The 19,997-nt window shown below is 71.6% G+C and carries 17 protein-coding genes and 3 tRNA genes; 7 read left to right on the forward strand and 13 right to left on the reverse strand.

Going from position 1 to position 19,997, the window contains the following annotated elements; translation table 11 throughout:
- Positions 1–203: 203 nt before the first annotated feature.
- From ACLQ3K_RS03160 to ACLQ3K_RS03170, 3 genes are read left to right on the forward strand one after another with little or no spacing between them, the layout of a single operon-like run.
- A complete protein-coding gene (locus ACLQ3K_RS03160) occupies positions 204–1,004 on the forward strand; it encodes a hypothetical protein (protein ID WP_224646808.1) in 801 nt (266 codons plus the stop codon).
- Positions 1,001–2,611: an N-acetylmuramoyl-L-alanine amidase gene (locus tag ACLQ3K_RS03165; RefSeq protein WP_425996899.1), complete on the forward strand. Its 1,611-nt coding sequence runs from the start codon at positions 1,001–1,003 to the stop codon at positions 2,609–2,611. The genes ACLQ3K_RS03160 and ACLQ3K_RS03165 overlap by 4 nt, the downstream gene beginning before the upstream one ends.
- A gap of 20 nt (positions 2,612–2,631) precedes the next feature.
- Positions 2,632–3,030, forward strand: a complete 399-nt coding sequence (locus tag ACLQ3K_RS03170) for a phage holin (protein WP_425996901.1) — start codon at positions 2,632–2,634, stop codon at positions 3,028–3,030.
- 52 nt (positions 3,031–3,082) lie between these two features.
- On the opposite strand, the gene ACLQ3K_RS03175 is transcribed toward ACLQ3K_RS03170, so the two are convergent.
- The 12 genes from ACLQ3K_RS03175 to iolC form a co-directional block, all read right to left on the reverse strand.
- Positions 3,083–3,155 (reverse strand) — tRNA-Glu (locus ACLQ3K_RS03175).
- 69 nt (positions 3,156–3,224) lie between these two features.
- A tRNA-Glu gene (locus tag ACLQ3K_RS03180) sits at positions 3,225–3,297 on the reverse strand.
- Positions 3,298–3,335: 38 nt separating this feature from the next.
- Positions 3,336–3,407 (reverse strand) — tRNA-Gln (locus ACLQ3K_RS03185).
- A 92-nt stretch (positions 3,408–3,499) separates the two neighbouring features.
- Entirely contained in the window at positions 3,500–5,026 is a 1,527-nt protein-coding gene (gene gltX, locus ACLQ3K_RS03190; RefSeq protein ID WP_425996903.1) for a glutamate--tRNA ligase, read from the reverse strand.
- A gap of 36 nt (positions 5,027–5,062) precedes the next feature.
- Positions 5,063–5,938 (reverse strand): sugar phosphate isomerase/epimerase family protein, encoded by an 876-nt coding sequence (locus ACLQ3K_RS03195; RefSeq protein ID WP_425996905.1) that lies wholly within the window; start codon positions 5,936–5,938, stop codon positions 5,063–5,065.
- Positions 5,939–5,946: 8 nt separating this feature from the next.
- On the reverse strand, positions 5,947–6,969 hold the full coding sequence (locus ACLQ3K_RS03200) for a Gfo/Idh/MocA family protein (RefSeq protein WP_425996907.1): 1,023 nt from the start codon (positions 6,967–6,969) through the stop codon (positions 5,947–5,949).
- A gap of 56 nt (positions 6,970–7,025) precedes the next feature.
- Entirely contained in the window at positions 7,026–7,970 is a 945-nt protein-coding gene (locus tag ACLQ3K_RS03205) for a sugar phosphate isomerase/epimerase family protein (RefSeq protein WP_425996909.1), read from the reverse strand.
- 45 nt (positions 7,971–8,015) lie between these two features.
- Positions 8,016–9,965: a 3D-(3,5/4)-trihydroxycyclohexane-1,2-dione acylhydrolase (decyclizing) gene (gene iolD, locus ACLQ3K_RS03210; protein WP_425996911.1), complete on the reverse strand. Its 1,950-nt coding sequence runs from the start codon at positions 9,963–9,965 to the stop codon at positions 8,016–8,018.
- A complete protein-coding gene (gene iolB / locus ACLQ3K_RS03215; RefSeq protein WP_425996913.1) occupies positions 9,962–10,906 on the reverse strand; it encodes a 5-deoxy-glucuronate isomerase in 945 nt (314 codons plus the stop codon). The genes iolD and iolB overlap by 4 nt, the downstream gene beginning before the upstream one ends.
- Before the next feature lie 59 nt (positions 10,907–10,965).
- A complete protein-coding gene (locus ACLQ3K_RS03220) occupies positions 10,966–12,474 on the reverse strand; it encodes a CoA-acylating methylmalonate-semialdehyde dehydrogenase (RefSeq protein ID WP_425996915.1) in 1,509 nt (502 codons plus the stop codon).
- Between the two features lie 34 nt (positions 12,475–12,508).
- Complete coding sequence (locus ACLQ3K_RS03225; protein WP_425996917.1) at positions 12,509–13,420, reverse strand: Cgl0159 family (beta/alpha)8-fold protein; 912 nt, start codon at positions 13,418–13,420, stop codon at positions 12,509–12,511.
- Positions 13,413–14,390, reverse strand: a complete 978-nt coding sequence (iolC, locus tag ACLQ3K_RS03230; RefSeq protein WP_425996919.1) for a 5-dehydro-2-deoxygluconokinase — start codon at positions 14,388–14,390, stop codon at positions 13,413–13,415. The genes ACLQ3K_RS03225 and iolC overlap by 8 nt, the downstream gene beginning before the upstream one ends.
- Before the next feature lie 279 nt (positions 14,391–14,669).
- On the opposite strand from iolC, the gene ACLQ3K_RS03235 reads away from it, so the two are divergent.
- The gene (locus tag ACLQ3K_RS03235; RefSeq protein WP_224646795.1) at positions 14,670–15,410 is read left to right on the forward strand and encodes a GntR family transcriptional regulator; all 741 of its coding nucleotides are present in this window, start codon (positions 14,670–14,672) and stop codon (positions 15,408–15,410) included.
- Here ACLQ3K_RS03235 and ACLQ3K_RS03240 read toward each other — a convergent pair.
- Positions 15,407–16,435, reverse strand: coding sequence for a LacI family DNA-binding transcriptional regulator (locus ACLQ3K_RS03240; protein ID WP_425996921.1), 1,029 nt, complete (start codon positions 16,433–16,435; stop codon positions 15,407–15,409). The two genes, ACLQ3K_RS03235 and ACLQ3K_RS03240, sit on opposite strands and share 4 nt — an antisense overlap.
- Positions 16,436–16,567: 132 nt before the next feature.
- Here ACLQ3K_RS03240 and ACLQ3K_RS03245 point away from each other — a divergent pair, with 132 nt between their 5' ends.
- Genes ACLQ3K_RS03245 through ACLQ3K_RS03255 form a run of 3 tightly spaced genes read left to right on the forward strand, consistent with a single transcriptional unit; the run spans position 16,568 to position 19,995 of the window.
- Entirely contained in the window at positions 16,568–17,758 is a 1,191-nt protein-coding gene (locus tag ACLQ3K_RS03245) for a phytanoyl-CoA dioxygenase family protein (protein WP_425996923.1), read from the forward strand.
- The gene (locus ACLQ3K_RS03250) at positions 17,755–18,543 is read left to right on the forward strand and encodes an SDR family oxidoreductase (RefSeq protein WP_224646791.1); all 789 of its coding nucleotides are present in this window, start codon (positions 17,755–17,757) and stop codon (positions 18,541–18,543) included. The genes ACLQ3K_RS03245 and ACLQ3K_RS03250 overlap by 4 nt, the downstream gene beginning before the upstream one ends.
- Before the next feature lie 39 nt (positions 18,544–18,582).
- Positions 18,583–19,995 (forward strand): MFS transporter, encoded by a 1,413-nt coding sequence (locus ACLQ3K_RS03255; protein ID WP_425996925.1) that lies wholly within the window; start codon positions 18,583–18,585, stop codon positions 19,993–19,995.
- The last annotated feature ends 2 nt before the right edge of the window (positions 19,996–19,997 follow it).

Raw genomic sequence — 19,997 nt, forward strand, 5'->3', positions numbered from 1 at the left:
CGGGTACTAATGGTCGAAAATTCGATGTTTGCGATCCGCCGCGGCTGATCTCGCACCGCCGTCCACGGAGCCGGCGAGAAATCAGGTAGTGCGCTACTCGTGTGCTCGGCGTCGCTCCTGCGCAGACTTTCCTTCAGATCGCCGTACGCACCAGCGGAATCCCTCTCCCGCCCCGGCGATCTCCGCACCGAAGGAGCGAGCGAATGTCCGTTTTCGTCTTCTGCGCCCGGGGCACCGGCGAACCCGTCTCGGGCAACATGCTGGACAACGTCACCCGGCAATTGCGCGAGGTCACCGTGGAACAGGTGATCTACAGCGCCGCGATCAGCCTCGACAACGCCGCCCGCGATCCGCTGGCACCGTCGGGCGACAACAGCGCGACGCAGGTGGTGGACTGGCTCCGCAGCCGGACCGCGGCGCTCCACCCCGGGGACCGTTACATCGTTCTCGGCTACTCGCTCGGCGCCGTCGGCGTGAACCGGTGGCTCAAGACAAGTGCTGACACGGCGGGTTGCCTGATGGTCGGCACCATCGCCGACCCCAGCCGGCGGGCGGGCGTCTCCTACGGGCTGCCGATCGCGCCGAACCGCTTCGGCATCTACGCGACGGGCGGCACCGGGACCGTGCCGAACGACCAGCGGTCGCCGGTGCCGTTGTTCGAGATCGCCAGTCCCGGCGACGTGATGACCTCCTGCCCCGCCGTATCGCCCCTGCACGCCTTCGCCGGTCCGGTGATGGCATTCACCCTGACCGACCCGAACCGCCTGATCGCGCAGCTCGTCGACGACGGGATCGAGGACGTCGTCTCCGATCTCGCGAACGTCGGGCACTGGTTCGACCCGGGGTGGTGGTCCTGGCCGGCAGATCTGTCGGGCTTCGCGAGCGGACAGCACACCACCGCGTACGGCCTCCCCATGTGGCGCGACAGCGCGAACCGGCCGGTCTCCGGGATCGACCTGCTCGCCCGTGTCTGCAGCTGGAAGAAGTCGGTGGTGCCGGTATGAGCGCGTACACCCGCGATGCGGTCGCAGCCGCGTTCATCGCGGAGGGGCGCCGGTCCGGCGTCTCCGAGCGCGGGATCGTGATCTGCCTGGCGACCGGCCTCGTCGAATCGAACCTCACCGTCTACGCCAACGCCGCCGACCCCGATTCCCTCAAGGAACCCCACGACGCCGTCGGCTCGGACGCGAACAGCGTCGGGCCCCTGCAACAGCGGGCGCCGTGGTGGGGCTCGAGCGCGCGGGAGCGCATGGACCCCACCCTGAGCTCGCGCCTGTTCTACACGGCACTCAAGGCGCAGCCCTTCGACTCGCCCGCCCACACGCCCGGCTGGTACGCCCAGCAGGTCCAGCGCTCGGCCTTCCCCGACCGCTACGACGAGCGGATGGCGCAGGCGCAGGCGATCTACGACCGCTTGGCCGCGGCCGCCCCGTCACCCTTTCCCGACGACGCGAACGGAGTCGCGATGTCCCCCGCACCCGCCTACACCGAACTCGACCGGATGGGCGGTTCCCGCTCGTCGCGCAACGGCGCGGTGATCCGGAACTTCCTCCTGCACACCGAGGAGGGGAACAGCACCGCCGAGCGCCTCGCCGCCTTCTGCAACGACGCGGCGCACGGCGCCAGCTACCACTACACCGTGCGGGACGGGGTCGTGTGCGACGTCGTCGACACCGACTTCGCCTCGTGGAGCGTGCTCAGCGCCAACCCGTACACGATCAATCTGTGCTTCGCGGGCAGTCACGCCGGGTGGTCGCGCGCCGATTGGCTCGAGCGCCGCGCCGACCTCACGATCGCGGCGTGGCTCGCGGTGGCGGACGCGCGCAAGTACGGCTTCGCCACGACCGTCGTCGCCCCGCCGTACCGGGTCACCGACGGCATCAGCGATCACCGGTACGTCACCCGCGCGCTGGGCATCGGCGACCACACCGACGTGGGCGACGGCTTCCCCTGGGACGTCTTCGCCGCGGACGTCGCCGTGTTCAGCGGCGCGGCGGCTCCCGCGGACGCCGCCAAGGCCGGCGCTCCCGCAGCGCTGGCCGCCGCGGGCCCGGTGCCCGTCCCGCCGCCGATCGACGCCGCGGCGCAGGCGGAGGCCGCGATCGGCGCCGTCGCTGCCCGGGCCGCCGACTGGCTCGGCCCGCGGAAGGACCTCGTCGCGGTCGCCTGCCCCGACGAGCGCGGCTGGTTCGCGGCCTTCCGGGGCGGCACGATCTATTGGACCGCCCTCACCGGGGCGCACGCCGTGCCGACCCGCTTGCTGGAGTCCTACACGTCCTACCAGCGGGAGAACGGCCCCCTCGGCTACCCGGTGGTCGACCACACCGAGCTGCCGGACGGGCAGGTCGAGGCCTTCGAGCGCGGGGTGCTCTACCGGCGCCGCGACGCGGCGCAGGGCTTCTTCGTGGCGGGCACGATCGGCGCCCGCTGGGCCCGCGACGGCTACGAGAAGGGGCCTCTGGGATGGCCCGTCTCGTCGGAGATGAGGCTCGCCGACGGCGGCGTGCGGCAGGACTTCGAACACGGGCGGCTGTACTGGTCGCCCGACGGAACCACGGTGGTCGGCGCGGCCGGCGCACCCGATGCGGCCGGCGCGGCGCCGGCCGCCTGACACCGGAAGAGGTGGAGATCATGGAGGAGAACAGGAGCCGGATCCTCCCGCGGAGGATCCCCGAATCGGTCCGGCGCGCGCTGTACGCCACCGCGGGCCCGCTCGTCACGCTGTTGGCCGCGGGCGGCCTCATCCCGGGGAACCAGGCCGCGGCCTGGACCTCGCTGGTGCTCGCAGCCGTCACACTGCTCATCGCGGTGGTCAACTGCGAGTCCCGCTGGCGCAACGCCGTCTATCTGACCACCGCGGCACTCCAGGCCGTGCTGCAGGGCTACGGCATCGGCACGGACGCGACGTGGGCGGCGATCAGCGGCATCGTGGTGTCCCTGCTGGGGATCGGGCTGGCCGCGGCGTTCACGCCGTCGGGGCTGGCCGAGGAGAACCGCACCGCAGCGCCGCGCGCCGTGCCGGTGGGATAGCTCCGGGGAGGAACGACGAAGGCCCGGATCGCATGATCCGGGCCTTCCGTTGTACCCCCGATGGGATTCGAACCCACGCTACCGCCGTGAGAGGGCGGCGTCCTAGGCCGCTAGACGACGGGGGCTAGAACTGCTGCCGACGCGCACGAGGCGCCTCGACGATGTCGATGAAGGTAGCACACCTGCATCGAACGTACCCCCGATGGGATTCGAACCCACGCTACCGCCGTGAGAGGGCGGCGTCCTAGGCCGCTAGACGACGGGGGCTAGGACTGCGCACTCCGCACGCGGAGGGCGCTGTCACGCTGGCCTACCAGGACTCGAACCTAGAACAACTGAACCAGAATCAGCCGTGTTGCCAATTACACCATAGGCCACTGACTCAGTTCGAAGTCGTTTCCGACCTCGTTTTGAGCCGCGATCCAGCTTACCCAGCCGCACTGGGAACGCCAAATCGCCAGGTCATCCCCTACTGCGGGGCGGCACCGTCGGCGGGCACCAGGGCGCGGGCGGCCACGAGCCGGCTCAGCGTCCGCTCCCGCCCGAGGAGCTCCAGCGACTCGAACAGCGGCGGGCTGATCGGCGAGCCCGTGACGCCCACGCGGATCGGGGCGTAGGCCTTGCGCGGCTTGAGCTCGAGCTCGTCGATGAGCCGGCCCTTGAGAGCGCCCTCGATGGCGTCGGTGGTCCAGTCCGAGAGCCCGTCGAGCGCGGCGATGCTCTCGTCGAGCACCTGGCCGGCGTCGGCCTTGATGTTCTTCGCGGCGGCCGCGGGATCGACTTCGAAGTCGGCCTCGTCGACGTAGAGGAACTTCAGCAGATCCCAGGCGTCCGAGAGGACCACGATGCGGGTCTGCACGAGCTCGGCGGCGGTCGGGAACTCCGCGCCGAGGCGCGCACCGTCGACGAAGCCCCGGTCGACGAGGAAGGCCCGCAGGCGCGCCTCGAAGTCCTCGGAGGCGAGGAGGCGGATGTGCTCGGCGTTGATCGCGTCGGCCTTCTTCTGGTCGAAGCGCGCGGGGTTCGAGTTGACCCGGTGCACGTCGAAGGCGGCGATCATCTCGTCGAGGCTGAAGACGTCGTTGTCGGCCGAGATGCCCCAGCCGAGCAGCGCGAGGTAGTTGAGCAGCCCCTCCGGAATGAAGCCGCGGTCGCGGTGGTGGAAGAGGTTGGACTCGGGGTCGCGCTTGGAGAGCTTCTTGTTGCCCTCCCCCATCACGAAGGGCAAGTGTCCGAACTCAGGGGTGCGCTCGGCGACGCCGATCGCCTCCAGCGCCTCGTACAGCGCGATCTGCCGCGGGGTGGAGCTGAGCAGGTCTTCGCCGCGCAGGACGTGCGTGATCTTCATCATCGCGTCGTCGACGGGGTTGACCAGGGTGTACAGCGGGTCGCCGTTCGCACGCGTGAGGGCGAAGTCGGGGACGCTGCCCGCGGCGAAGGTGGTCTCGCCGCGCACCATGTCGTTCCAGGTGAAGTCGTGGTCGGGCATCTTCAGCCGCACGACGGGGCTGCGACCCTCGGCGACGTACCCGGCCTTCTGCTCGTCGGTGAGGTCGCGGTCGAAGTTGTCGTAGCCCAGCTTCGGGTTCCGGCCGGCGGCCACGTGCCGCGCCTCCACCTCCTCCGGGGTCGAGAAGGCCTCGTAGGCGTAGCCGCCCTCGACGAGGCGGCGCACGACGTCCAGGTGCAGGTCCTTGCGCTCGGACTGGCGGTAGGGGCCGTAGGGTCCGCCCACCTCGGGCCCCTCGTCCCAGTCGAGTCCGAGCCAGCGCAGCGACTCGAGGATCGCGGCGTAGCTCTCCTCGCTGTCGCGGGCGGCGTCCGTGTCCTCGATCCGGAAGACGAAGGTGCCCCCGGTGTGTCGCGCGTGAGCGAAGTTGAACAGCGCGGTGCGCACCATGCCGACGTGCGGCGTGCCGGTGGGCGACGGGCAGAAGCGCACGCGGACGGACCCGGGCGCGGCGGCGTTCGACGGTGCGGCGGAAGACTCAGTCACGACGTCCAGCGTAGTCGCCGCGCACGACGCGGCCGCTCACGCGTGCGCCGCGACCAGCGACCGGATCTTCTCGAGTTGCAGCGCGGACACCTCGTCGGCGCGCTCGTCCTCGGCGAAGACGTTGGAGCAGATGATCGCGTCCTCGCGGGCGAGGAACCCGGAAGCGCCGAGGTGGCCGAACAGCTCGTCCCAATCCACATCGCCGTCGCCGATGGTGAGGTGCTGGTGCACGCGGACCGCGTTGCCGGGCGGGTTGGTGATGTACCGCAGGCCGTGCGAGCGCCGGTGATCGAAGCTGTCCGCGGCGTACACGGCGCCGAGCCGCTCCCCCAGCTGCGGGATCAGCGTGGCCGCGCGGTCGCCGTAGTGGAAGGTGTGGCTGCCCACGTACACGAAGCCGACGGCCGGGGTGTCCAGCCCGCGGATGATCCGCCAGGCCTCGAGCCCGTCCTCGACGAAGTCGTCGGGGTGCGGGTCGATGTTGAGCGTGACGCCCTCCCGCTCGAGGAGCGGGACGAGCTCCTCCATGCTGCGGTAGAAGCCCGCCTCGGACTCCTCGGCGCGCTCGGGCCGGCCGCTGAACTCGGTGTTGATGACGGGCGCCTCGAGCTCCGCGGCGATCGCGATGATGCGCCGGAAGTTCCGCACGGCCGCCTCGCGCTGCGGTTCGTCGGGCCACGAGATGCGCTGCACCGGGAGCAGCGACGTGATCGCGACGCCCGCGTCGGCGGCGCGCTTGCGCACGCGCGCGAGCTGCGCCCGGTCCACGCGCGGGTGCGCGAAGAACGGGATGAAGTCGGCGTGCGGGGTCAGCTGGATCCACTCGTAGCCGGCCTTGGCGGCCACGTCGAAGAAGTCCTCGAAGTCGTGCGTCGAGTGGTACGGCGTGGGATCGAGGGCGATGCGGACCACGCTGCCCCCTAGGCGCGCTCGGCGTAGAACGCCGGCATCTCGGGGAGCTCGACGGGCACGGGGCCGGTCGTCTCCAGTGCCTTGACGCCGGCGGCGCAGCACACGGCCACCTTGTAGCCGTCGAAGGCCGACGGTCCGGCGATGGTGCCCGCCTTCGCGGCGTCGGCCCAGGCCTGCACCTGGCGGTCGTAGGCGTCGCGGAACCGGGTGGTGAAGTCGGCGTGGTCGGCGACCGAGAACCGGCCCTGCTGCCACATCTGCAGGCCCGCGGGCTCGCCGATGCGGGCGACGCCCTGCTCGAAGACGGCCTCGGTCTCGACCTGGTAGCCGAACTCGATGGAGACGTTCATCTCGACGTCGACGAGGACCCCGTTGTCGAGCTCCATCAGGACGAGGATCGGCTCGCGCAGGTGCTCCGGGCTCCGCGAATTGCGGCGCGGGTACTTCACCTCGACCGAAGTGACGACGCCGCCCGCCAGCCACGGCACGACGTCGAACTCGTGCACCACGGAGTCGTTGATGAGCATCGTCTGCACGTAGCTCTCGGGCACCGAGGCGTTGCGGTGGCGGGCGTGCAGCATGACGAGCTCGCCGGCGGGTTTGGCGGCCACCACCTTCCGCAGCTCCTCGTACTCGCGATCGAAGCGGCGCATGAAACCGACCTGGATCAGCTGCCGGCCGCCGGCCATCTCGGCCTCGACGACGCGCCAGGAGGACTCGGGATCCTGGGTGAGCGGCTTCTCGCAGAGCACAGGCAGGCCGGCGGCGAGGACCTTCAGCAGCGCGTCCTCGTGGAACTGGCCGGGGGTGGCGACGAGCACGCCGTCGACGACGCCCGAGGCGAGCGCGGCGTCGAGGTCGGCGAAACCGGCGGCGCCGGGCGCTAGTCGGAGGGCGGCGGCCCGGCGGGCCGCGTCGGGCTCGACGACCGCGGAGACGGACGCCCCCGCGGTGGTGGTGGCGATGCGCTGCACGTGGTCGGCGCCCATCATGCCGGCGCCGACCACGGCGACGCGGAAGTCGTTGGTCATCTGTGGGTGTCTCCTTGCGGGGCTTCGGGGTCCGAGCTCGATGCCCGGGTTCGGGATCAGCGGGTGCGGGTGAGCGGGTGGCAGCCGAAGATGTGCTGCCGGGTCCGGGTGGCGATGCCCGCGGGGAGGTCGATGTCGCAGCCGGGCATGTCCTGCTCGACGATGGCGAACAGGTCCGGGTTGATGCGCAGCGCCGCCTCGATGACGGGGGCGAAGTCCGGGATCCCGTTGGGTGGCTCGACCATGATGGCGGAGGCGGCGTCGGCGAACGGGGTGTCGTTCTTGAGCACCTCCCAGATCAGGGCCGGGTCGATCTGCTTGAGGTGCAGGTAGCCGATGCGCTCGGGGTGGCGCTGCATGAGGGCCACGTTGTCGCCGCCGTAGTAGGCGAAGTGGCCGGTGTCGAGGCACAGGTTGACGTAGCGCGGGTCCGTCTCGGCGAGGAGGCGCTCCACCTCGCCGGTGGTGCCGACGTGGCTGTCGGCGTGGGAGTGGAACTGCTGCTTGATCCCGTACTCCTCCGTGAGCGCCTTTCCGAGCCGGTCGTGGCCGGCGGCGAGCGCCTTCCATTGCTCGTCGTCGAGGGTGCGGGACTCGAGGGCCTCGCCGGTGAGATCGGAGCGCCACAGGTCGGGGATGACGACGATGTGCTCGGCGCCCAGGGCACCGACGAGGGTGGCGACGTCGCTCACCTGCTTCCAGGCGCGGTCCCACTGGTCGGCGCCCTTGTGGAAGCCGGTGAAGATGGTGCCGCCGGACAGCTCGAGGTCGCGCTCGGCGAGCTCGTCGCGCAGGCGTTCGGGGTCGGTCGGCAGGTAGCCGTAGGGGCCGAGCTCGATGTAGTGGTAGCCGGCTTCGGCCACCTCGTCGAGGAAGCGGTCCCACGGGGTCTGGCGCGGGTGCTCGGCGAACCAGACGCCCCACGAGTCGGGGGCGGTGCCGATGCGCAGGCCCTCGGTGTGGGTGGCGGTGGAGGCGGTCGTGCCCAGGGTGTCGGTCATGACGGTGGTCCTTACGTCGGATCGTGGAAGTGATGGGGGCGGAGGTCAGCCGAGGAGCGGCCGCTGCGCCTTCTGCTGGTCGAGGTACTCGGCGCGCGCGGTGACGGTGCTGTCGATCGTCGACACCGCGGCGACCGGGACGTCCCACCAGCCGTTGCCCTCGGGGGCGTAGACCAACGGGTCGTTGTGGATCTGGATGACGGTGGGGCCGGTCGCCGCCTTGGCGGCGCGGACGGCCTCGGAGAGCTCCGCGACGGAGTCCGGTCCGGGCGCGATGTCGATGACCCGCGCGCCGTAGCTGCGGGCGTTGGCCGCCAGGTCGACGGGCAGGAACGCGCCGCGATCGAGTTCCGGTGCGGGGACGCCGCCCGACTCGTCCGCGGTGCGGTACCGAGTGCCGAAACGCTGCGAGCCGACGGTCTCGGAGAGGTGGCCGATCGAGGCGTAGCCCTGGTTCTCGACGATGACGACGATGAGCTTGATCCCCTCGGCGACGGCGGTGACGAGCTCGCTGTTGAGCATGAGGTAGGAGCCGTCGCCGACCATGACGACGACGTCGCGGTCGTCGCCGAGGGCGAGCAGCCCGCGCTTCGCGCCGAGCCCGCCCGCGATCTCGTATCCCATGCAGGAGAAGGCGTACTCCACGTGATAGCCGAGCGGGTCCCGCACGCGCCACAGCTTCTGCAAGTCGCCCGGGAGGGAGCCCGCGGCCTGGATGATCACGTCGGCCGGGTCCATCGCGGCGTGCACCGCACCGATCACCTCGGGCTGGCCCGGCAGGTCGGCCCCGGTGGGCGCGAGGGCGACGTCGACGACCGCGTCCCAGTCCGCCTTGGCCGCAGCGGCCGCGGCGACGGACTCCGGCGGAACGCGGTAGTCGGCGAGCTCCGCGCGCAGCGCGGCGAGGCCCTCGCGGGCGTCGGCGATGAGCGGCAGCTGCGAGCCGTGCTTGTAGGCGTCGAACGAGGCGACGTTGAGGTTCACGAAGCGCACGCCCGCGTCCTGGAAGGCCGTGCGGCTGGCGGTGGTGAAATCGCTGTACCGGGTGCCGATCCCGATGATCACGTCGGCCTGCGCGGCGATGGCGTTCGCCGCCGCGGTGCCGGTGGCGCCCACGCCGCCGAGGTTCAGCGGGTGGTCCCAGGCCAGCGCGCCGCCGCCCGCCTGCGTGGTGCCGACGGGGATCGACGTGGCCTCCGCGAACCGGCGCAGCTCGTCCTCGGCGCCCGCGTAGAGGACGCCGCCGCCGGCGACGATGAAGGGGCGCTTCGCCTCCCGGATCGCCGCGACGGCGCGGGCCAGCGGGCCGCGCTCGGGCAGGGGCCGGCGGAGGTGCCACTCGCGGTCCGCGAGGAACTCCTCGGGGACGTCGACGGCCTCGGCCTGGACGTCCTCGGGCAGCGCGATGGTCACGGCACCGGTCTCCGCCGGGTCGGTCAGCACCCGCATCGCGGCCAGCGCGATGGAGAACAACTGCTCCGGCCTCTGCACGCGGTCGAAGAACTTCGAGAGGGGCCGGAAGGCGTCGGAGACCTGCAGCCCGATGTCGTGCGGGTGCTCGAGCTGCTGCAGCACCGGATCCGCAACGCGGGTGGCGAAGGTGTCGGAGACCAGGAGCAGTGCGGGCAGGCGATTGGCGGTCGCGAGCGCGGCGCCCGTCAGCATGTTGGCGGCGCCCGGGCCCACGGAGGCGGTGCACGCGTAGGTGCCGCGCCGGCGGTGCATGCGGGCGTAGCCGACGGCCTGGTGCACCATGGCCTGCTCGTTGCGGGCCTGGTGGTAGGGCATGAGCCCGGCATCGGTGGTCGCGTACTGCAGCAGGGCCTGGCCCACGCCGGCGACGTTGCCGTGGCCGAAGATGCCGAAGGTCGCGGGGACGGTGCGCTCGCGCACGGTGCTCACCGTGCCGTCGGCGAGGACGATCTCGTCCACGGTCCACTGGTGCGCCAGGAACTCGATGAGGGCCTGGCCCACGGTCATCCGCCGGGTGCTCATCGCTCGTCTCCTTCGGTCGGTGCGGCCGCGTAGGGCAGCCGCGGGTCGGTGGCCTGCGTGGGCCAGGTGTCCCGCAGCCAGGCCTGGCGCGGGTCGTCGCTGATCAGCCAGACCCGTTCGGGGTCGGGGCCCGCCATGACGTTGAGGTAGTAGAGGTCGTACTCGGGGGCGGCCATCGCGGGGCCGTGGTAGCCGAAGGGCACGAGGGCGATGTCGCCGGTGCGGACGAGGGCGTTGGTGTCGATCTCCCCCGCCGCGGACGAGTAGGTGACGAAACTCCCGAAGGCGTCGGTCGTCTCGGGCACGGTCCCTGCTGGTAGTCCGCGGGCGGGCGCCGCCTCGAAGTAGTAGATCTCCTCGAGCCGGGATTCGTGGCCGTCGATGTGCTCGTCGTGCTTATGGGCGGGGTGGCTGCTCCAATTGCCGCCGGGGGTGATCACCTCGCACACGATGAGGGCGGCTGCGTCGAGCGCGCCGGGCGTGCCGAAGTTGTGCACCTGCCGGGTGTCCCGGCCGGCGCCGCGCACCTCGACGGGCACCGCCGTGGCGGGGATGTACCGCGTGGGCCGGCGCTGCGACGTGGGCGCCTCGGCGATGGCGATGCGCGCGGTTCCGCGCACGGTGAATCCCCCACCGGCGCCGACGTACAGGACGTCGGTGGGCCCGTCGAAGACCGACGCGCGGCCCGCGAGGGCCACGGACGGCGCACCATCGAAGCTCGCGGCGGCGGCGCCGTCGAGCTCGACGTGGCACCCGCCCGAGAGCGGCACGACGATGCGCTCGATGTCACCGCCGGGCAGCACGACCGGCGCGTCGCCGAGGTCCGCGACGCGGATCCCGGTGTGCGCCCAGCCGGGCAGGGAGCCGTCGACCACCGATTCCCACCCGTCGCGCGCCAGCGCGCCTCGGGCGTGGAACCATTCGTTGGGCGTCGTCGCCATCGCCGTCCTCTCCTGTTTCCGTCCTCGCGGACGATGGTGCTGCCGGAATGAAGTCCGCGTCAGTCGTTCTGGGGGAATCCCAGGTCGACGCCGCCGTGGCTGGGGTCGAGCCACCGGCTCGTGATCGCCTTGAGCTGGGTGAAGAACTTCACGCCCTCGGCGCCGTGCGCCTTGGTGTCGCCGAACATCGAGTCCTTCCAGCCGCCGAAGCTGAAGGTGGCCACGGGGACCGGGATCGGCACGTTGATGCCGACCATGCCCACGCGGATGTCCTTCTGGAACCGGCGTGCGGCGCCGCCGTCGTTGGTGAAGATCGCGGTGCCGTTGCCGAAGGCGCCGGCGTTGATGAGATCGACCCCCTCCTCGTACGAGGCGACGCGCACGATCGCGAGCACGGGGCCGAAGATCTCCTCGGTGTACACCCGGGAGGTGGTGGGCACGCGGTCGATCAGGGTCGGACCGAGCCAGAAGCCCGCCGCATCGCCGTCCGGGGTCACGTCGCGACCGTCGACGACCACGCTCGCGCCGTCCGCGACGGCGACGTCGATGTAGGAGGCGACCTTGTCGCGGTGCGCCTGCGTGACGAGCGGCCCCATGTCGCAGCCGCGGCGGCCGTCGCCGATGCGCAGCCCGGCCATGCGATCGGTGATCTCCGCGATCAGCGCGTCCGCGACGGGCTCGACGGCGACGACGACCGAGATGGCCATGCACCGCTCGCCGGCCGAACCGAACCCGGCGTTGATCGCGGCGTCGGCCGTAAGAGCGAGGTCGGCGTCGGGCAGCACCAGCATGTGGTTCTTGGCGCCGCCGAGGGCCTGGACCCGCTTGCCGTGCGCGGTGGCGGTCTCGTAGACGTACCGGGCGATGGGCGTCGAACCGACGAAGGAGACGGCGGCGACGTCCGGATGGGTCAGCAGGCCGTCGACGGCCTCCTTGTCGCCGTTGAGCACGGTGAACACGCCTTCGGGCAGGCCCGCCTCGCGCCACAGCTCCGCCATCCAGATCGCGGCCGACGGGTCCTTCTCGCTGGGCTTGAGCACCACGGCGTTGCCGGCGGCGATCGCGATCGGGAAGAACCAGGCGGGCACCATCGCCGGGAAGTTGAACGGGCTGATCACCGCGACCACGCCGAGCGGCTGGCGCGTGGAGTAGACGTCGATCCCGGACGAGACCTGCTCGCTGTACTCGCCCTTGAGGTGATGCGCCATCCCGCAGGCGAACTCGACGACCTCCTGGCCGCGGCTGATCTCGCCGAGCGCGTCGGAGAGCACCTTGCCGTGCTCGCTCGTGATGATCTCGGCGAGCTCCCCCTTGCGGGTGTTGAGCAGCTCGCGGAAGGCGAACAGCACCGACTGGCGCTTGGCGAGGGAAAGGTCCCCCCAGACCTCCGACGCCTTCTTGGCGGAGGCCACGGCCGCGTCGATCTCGGCGCGATCGGCGAGCGCGACCCGCTTGGTCACGACGCCGAGCGCGGGGTCGTAGACGTCGGCGGTGCGGCCGCTGGTGGACGGGTACTCGGCGCCGTCGATCCAGTGCGGGACGACGGTGAGGGTCTCGGTGGTGGTCATGGAGCGGCTCCTTCGCGGAGGTGGATGCGGGTGGTCAGGCGCCGTGCACGAGGCCGGCGGCGGTGTCGACGGCGGCGGTCACGTCGCCGTCGCGGGGATAGAGCAGAGTGCGGCCGACGACGAGGCCGTGCACGCCGGGCAGGGCGAGCGCCTTGGCCCACGAGGCGTAGACGGCAGCGGGGTCGCCGCCCGGGTCGCCGCCGAGGAGCAGCGTGGGCAGCGTGGTCGCCGCCATGACGCGTTCCATGTCGTCGACGACGGGGAGTTTGAGCCAGCTGTAGGCGGAGGTGTTGCCGAGGCCGGAGGCGATGGCGACCGAGTTGATGACGGCCTCCGTCGAGAGGTCGTTGCCGATCCTCCCGTCGGTGCGGCGGCTCATGAAGGGCTCCAGCATGATCGGCAGCTTCGCGGCCGCCGCGGCGTCGACGGCGCGGGCCGTGGCCTCGAGCGTGACGACGGTGCCGGGGTCCTCGAGGTCGACGCGCACGAGCAGCTTGCCGAAGTCCAGGCCGCCGCGCCGCATCGAGGGAACGTCGTAGGCGGTGTACCGGTCGTCCATCTCGAACGCCGCGCCGCGCAGGCCGCCGCGGTTCATGGAGCCGACCACGATCTTGTCGTCGAGTAGGCCCAGCAGCGCGAGGTCCTCGATGACGTCGGGGGTGCCGAGCACCCCGTCGACCCCGGGGCGGGAGAGGGCGAGCGCCATCCGCTGCAGCAGGTCGTACCGGTCGGCCATGGCCATCGCGTCGGAACCGACGCCGAGCGCGCCGCGGGCGGGGTGGTCCGCCGCCACGATGAGCAGCCGGCGGTCGCCGCGGACGAGGGGGCGGCGGATCCGTGCGCCGAGCACATCGGCGATGGCGTCGGGGTTCTCGTGCCGGGCGGCGCGCAGCCGGTCGAAATCGCCCGCCGTGAGCGGGCCGGTGGTGCGGGCAATGTCAGACATGGTTGTTGTCCCGTTCCTCGATGACGGACTCCACCTCGTCGGTGGTGGGCATGGCGGTCGAGCATTCGCGGCGCGAGGCGACGATGGCCCCGGCGACGTTGGCGAAGCGCAGAACCCGCTCGAGCGGCCAGCCCGCGAGCAGGCCGTGGCAGACGGCGCCGCCGAAGCCGTCACCGGCGCCGAGACCGTTGATCACGTCGACGAAGTGCGGTGCGACCTCGACACTCTCGTCCCGGGTCTTCGCGAGGACGCCCTTGGGGCCCTGCTTCACCACGGCGAGGTCGACGCCGCGCTCCAGCAGGGCGTCGGCGGCGCGGCCGGGCTCTGTCTCGCCGACCGCGACCTCGCACTCCTCGCGGTTGCCGATGGCGACGGTGACGTGCTCGAGGGCCTTGCCCACCTCCTGGCTCGCGACCTCGGCGGACTCCCAGAACATGGGCCGGTAGTCGAGGTCGAGGACGGTCAGCGGGGCGCGGCCGCGGGCGTTCCACGCCGTGTGGTGCGCGGAGCGGCTGGGCTCGCGGGAGAGCCCGGTGACGGTGGCCCAGAAGATCTTCGCGGAGCGGATCGCGTCGAGGTCGAGCGCGTCGTCGTCCAGCATGAGGTCCGGCGCGATCGGGTCGCGGTAGAAGTAGAGCGGGAAGTCGTCCGGCGGGAAGATCTCGCAGAAGGTGACGGGGGTGTTCAGGCCGCGGACCTCGCCCACGTACCGGTCGTCGACGCCGAGGCGCACCAGCTCCTGATGAACGAAGCGCCCGAACGGATCCGCGCCGGTCGCCGTGATGACCGCGGACCGTCGGCCGTGACGGGCCGCGGCGACGGCGACGTTGGTCGCGCTGCCCCCGAGGTACTTGCCGAAGGTCTCGACGCGATCGAGTCCGACACCGTCCTGCAGGGGGTAGATGTCGACCCCGACCCGCCCGATGGTGATCAGGTCGAACGGGGCACCGTGGGTACCGGCGTCAGTCATGTGGGAGGCCCTCCTTAGCCTGGTCCCGGACGAGACGTGGATCACTCCCGCTCGTTTGTCCTGTCAATCTAACAGAAGGGGGCGACATTCTTCAATAGGCTCCTAGCTGCAGAGATCCACCCCATCGCAGCATCGCGAATCCGATAGAGCCGTCGGCGACCGGCTGACATGGGCGCCGTATGTGCGGACATAGACCTGATCGCGCCGCAAGGGGCGATTGTACGAACAAACGCTGATCAGCGCCCGCATTTCCCGCTTCGGTGCACTAGACTGCATCGCATGTCTCCCGCCCCGGTCTCGGTCGAACTGGACCGCACCAGCCCAGTGCCGCTGTACTACCAGCTGGCGCAGGCCCTCGAACGTTCCATCCTGAACGGCGAGCTGGTGCCCGGCGACCGGATCGAGAACGAGATCGACCTCGCCAAGCGGCTCACCCTGTCTCGTCCGACTGCGCGGCAGGCGATCCAGGCGCTCGTGGACAAGGGCCTCCTGGTGCGCAAGCGCGGCGTCGGCACCCAGGTGGTGCGCAACGAGGTGCACCGCGCGGTCGAGCTCACCAGCCTGTACGAGGACCTGATCGCCGCGGGCCAGACCCCGTCGACGGAGCTGCTCGACTACCGGCTCGGCCGGCCCGATGAGGAGATCGCAGACGAGCTGGGCATCGAGCACGACGCCCAGGTGGTGTCGATCCGGCGCCTGCGCAGCGCGGACGACGTGCCGCTGGCGATCCTCACCAACTACATCCCCGCCGAGCTCGCCCCCGCCCCCGACGAGCTGCAGAGCAAGGGCCTGTACCAGTGCCTGCGCGGGCGGGGCATCACGATCGCCCAGGCGCAGCAGCGGATCGGCGCCCGCATCTCCGACGACGAGGAGTCCCGGCTGCTCGACGAGCCCGCGGGCGGCGCCGTGCTCACCATGCAGCGCGTGGCCTTGAACGAGTCCGGCACGGCGATCGAGCTGGGCCGCCACGTGTACCGGGCGTCGCGGTACTTCTTCGACGTCTCGGTGTTCAGCCGCTAGCCGTCGACCCCGGCCAGGTTCGGCGGCACCACGATCTGGATCGCGGTGGGCCGCGGCCGGTGCGGACCGTCGATCGCGCCGTGGAAGGCCATGATCGCGTGGGCGGCGCCGCGCAGATCCGCCCGCAGGTCGTGGTGCAGCACCGCCGAGATCCGACCCGCCAGCAACAGTTCGCGGTTCGATTCGGCGAGATCGTGTGCGATGTAGCCGCGATACCTCCTCCCCGCCTCGTCGAACGCCGCGATGATCCCCCGGTTGCCGCCACCCGGCGAGTAGACCGCGGCGATGTCCGGGTCGCTCGCGAGCACCGCGGCGACCTCCCGGCGGCACACCGCGTCGAGGCCACCCGTATCGGCGACGCCGACGATCCGCCGCTCCGGATCGGACCGGTGGATCTCGCTGCGGAACCCCGTCTCCCGTTCCTCCTCGCCCCGGAAGAGCCGGCCGCTGGTGACGACGAGCAGGGCTCCGCGCGACTCACTGACCCACTGGGTGACGAGGTGCGCCGCGGTCACGCCCGCGGCGCGGTTGTCCATGCCCACGTACGCGATCCGGGCGCTCTGCGGAACGTCGGTGACCACGGTGACGACGGGGATGCGGCGCGCGGTCAGGCGCGCGATCGCCGCCGCGACTGCGGGCGTATCCGGAGCCTTGAGGACGACGCCGTGGCTACCGCGGCGCGCGATGCCGTCGAGCTCCGCGATCAGTTCCTCCGGCTCCCACGCCTCCCGCACGTGGTAGCGCGCGCGGAAGACCGCCGGGCGCAGAGTGGGGAGCTCGGCCTCCAGCGCGGCCCGGGTCAGGTCCGAGAAGCGGCGCGGAGTCTCCATGACGAGATCGACCATGAACCGGCGACCCGACAGCCGCAGTTGGGAGCGCTGCCGGTCGAGATCGGCGATCGCCTGCCGGACCTGTGCCGCCGTTCCCTCGCGCACCCCGACGCGGCCGTGGAGCACGCGGTCGACGGTGGCCTCGCTGACGCCCGCCTGCTGCGCGATCTCGCGGATCGGATGGGAGTGCGCCACCGCGGGCCTCCTCGTGCTGAGGGATTCTTGAGGGTTTCCGGGCTACCCGGGACCTCGACAGCTTGCCACGATGAATGCGGGGGCGGACACCGATTCCCCACTCCCGCTTCGCATCGACGTCAGGAAAGCGATATGCCCACCACCTTCTCGGCCCGGACCGGGGCGCCGGACCGCACGGGCCGGATCAGCGAGGCCGACTGCCGCCTCGAGGACTTCACGGCGCAGCTCGAGTTCGAGACCGACCTGACCAGGTACCCCTACGCGGATCGGGCGGTACGCGGGGTCCTGTTCTACGGCGCCGCGGCCACGGAGGCCGCGGCCGATCCGGACAGGCGCGGGCAGCTGTCCGACGAGCTGGCGCGGGCGCTCCTGACCGGCCCGGGCATCGTCGTCTTCGACGGTGCCTTCGACGACCGGCACGGCCTCGACGAGTCGACGGCGCTGTTCACCGCCATGATCGCCGAGCAGCGCGCGAACGGCTCCGGCGGCGGCGACCACTTCGCCGCGCCGGGCGCGAACGACCGGATCTGGAACGCCCTGAGCAAGCACGCGCTGCGCGATCCGGCATCGTTCGCCCGGTACTACGCCAATGACGTGCTCGCGCTGGTCGCGACCGCCTGGCTGGGGCCGATGTATCAGGTGACATCCGCGATCAACGTGGTGAACCCCGGCGGGACGGCGCAGTCCCCGCACCGCGACTACCACCTCGGCTTCATGGAGCCGGAGACGGCGCAGCGTTTCCCCCGGCACACGCACCTGCTCTCCCCCGCGCTCACGCTGCAGGGCGCCGTCGCACAGGTCGACATGCCCGTCTCATCGGGTCCCACCCTGTACCTGCCGTACTCCCAGCGGTACGAGCCCGGCTACCTCGCCTTCAACCTCCCCGACTTCCGGGACTACTTCGAGGCGAACCACGTTCAGCTCCCGCTGCGCGCCGGAGACGCCGTCTTCTTCAACCCGGCACTGTTCCACGCCGCGGGCTCGAATCGATCGGCGGGCATCCGCCGGATGGCGAACCTGCTGCAGATCAGTTCGGCGTTCGGACGCGCGATGGACGCGGTGGACCGGTCCGCGATCCTCCGCGCCGTCTACCCCGAGCTGCAGGGGCTCGCCGCCGCCGGAGACGCTCGCGCCGTGGAGAACCTCGTCGCCGCCTCGGCCGAGGGGTACGCGTTCCCGTCGAACCTGGACCGGGACCAGCCGCTCGGCGGCATGCACGGCGAGACCCAGGCGGACCTGACGCGCCGCGCGCTCGCGTCCGGCCTGGCTCCGGAGGCCTTCGCCGCCGAACTGGCCGCCCTCGACGAGCGGCACCGCCCGTGACCGGGCGGCCCGCCGATCTCGCGGACAGGGTCGTGTTCGTGTCGGGCGGCAGCCGGGGCGTGGGCGCCGCCGTCGTCCGCGCGGCCGCCGCGGCCGGAGCCCGCGTCGCCTTCTCCGGACGGGATGCCGCCGCCGGGGAGACGTTGCGGTCCGCCCTAGCGGCGGAGGGGACGGAGGCGCTGTTCGTTCGGGCCGACGTCGCCGATCCCGCGCAGGCGACGGGGTCGGTGGAGGCGGTGGTCGAGGCCCTCGGCCGGGTCGACTGCCTGTGCAACGCGGCGGGCCTCACGTCTCGTGGCACCCTCACCGAGACCACGCCGGCGCTGTTCGACGAGCACGTCGCGATCAATCTCCGGGCGCCCTTCTTCACGATGGCCGCCGCGGTGCGTGACATGCGCGCACGGCGTGCCCCCGGAACCGTCGTCAACATCATCTCGATGTCGGCACACGGCGGACAGCCCTACCTGGCGCCGTACGTCGCCGCGAAGGCCGGGCTGATCGGGCTCACGAAGAACGCGGCCCACGCGCACCGGTTCGACCGGATCCGGATCAACGGCCTCAACATCGGCTGGACCGAGACGGAGGGCGAGGCCCTGGTGCAGAAGCGGTTCCACGACGCCCCTGACGACTGGGCCGAGCGCGCCGGGCGCGAGCTGCCCGCGGGCCGCCTCGCCTCCGCTGCGGACGCGGCTGCGGCGGTGGTGTTCCTGCTGTCGGACCGCAGTGGCGTGGTCACCGGCTCGATCATCGACTGGGACCAGCAGGTCTGCGGCGCCTACGACTGAAGACTTGCACCTTGAGCCCATTTGACCGAACATAACGACATGTCGCGCATCGCTGCGCTGATCCGCACGCGCGAGGCCGCGAGCTTCAGCCGACCGCTCGCGCTCCTCGTCGCGGGAGCACTGTTCCTCGAGAACCTCGACGGTGCGGTGCTGCAGACGGCAGCGCCGGCGGTGGCCCGCGACTTCGGGGTCGCCCCGGCGGGCGTGAGTCCGGCCATCGTCGGCTACCTCCTCGCAGTGGCGGTGGCCGTCCCCGTCGCGGGCTGGGTCGCGGAGCGGTACGGCACGCGACGCGTCTTCCTGTGGGCGGTCGCCGGTTTCACGATGGCGTCGGCCGCGTGCGCGCTGGCACCGGACCTCCTGTGGCTGTGCCTCTTCCGCGTCGTCCAGGGCGCCGCCGGAGCCATGATGATCCCGGTGGGACGGATCGCTGTGCTGCGCTCGGTGCGGCCGGTCGACCTCCTCGCTGCGATGGCCTACCTGACCTGGCCGTCCCTCGTCGCGCCGGTGGTCGCTCCGTTCCTCGGCGGCGTCATCACCGACGTCGCGGGGTGGCGGTGGATCTTCGTGCTCAACGTTCCGATCGGCGTCGCACTGGCGATCAGCGGAGCACTCCTGATCCCGCGGAACGACACGAGCTTCCGAACGCCGCTCGACCGCTGGGGCCACCTGCTCACCGCGGGTGCGGTCGTCTGCCTCACGGGTGGCGTGGAACTGCTGCGGGGCGGACGGCCGTGGGTCGTGGCCGCGCTGCTGGTGGCCGCAACGCTCCTCGCCTGGGTGGCCGCACGAGGGATGGCGCATCACCCCCACCCGCTGTTCGATCCGGCGGTCATGCGCATCCAGACCTTCCGCGTGGGCAACGTGAGCGGTTCGATCTACCGCCTCGTGATCACGGGCGCGCCTTTCCTCTTCGTGCTGCTCTTCCAGGCCGGGTTCGGATGGAGCGCGGCCGCGGCGGGCGCGATGGTGACGGCGGTCTTCGTCGGCAACCTCGCGATCAAACCGCTGACCTCCCCGATCATCCGGGTGCTGGGGTTCCGACGCACCCTCGTCTGGTCGATCGTCGCGGGCGCGGCGACGCTGCTCGCCTTCGGGTGGGTGCACGCGTCGACGCCCGCGCCGGTGATCGCCGCGCTCCTGGTGTTCTCCGGGGTGGTCCGGTCCATCGGCTTCAGCGCCTACAACACCGTCATGTTCGCCGATGTCCCCCGCGACCTGCTCCCCGCCGCGAACGGTCTGTCCGCCACCCTGCAGCAGGTGGGCACCGCCCTCGGCATCGCTGCGGCCGCCGCAGCCGCGAGCCTCGGCACGTCATGGGCCGGGCCGGATCCGGTCGAACTGGGCTACCGGGTCGCGTTCGTCCCCTTCGCCGCGCTGCTCCTGCTCCCCCTCCTCGGAGCGCTGCGCCTCCCGGCGAACGCCGGCGGACACGCCACCGCCCGACGGTGACG

The sequence above is a fragment of the Tsukamurella sp. DT100 genome (assembly GCF_049844855.1).
Lineage (GTDB): Bacteria > Actinomycetota > Actinomycetes > Mycobacteriales > Mycobacteriaceae > Tsukamurella.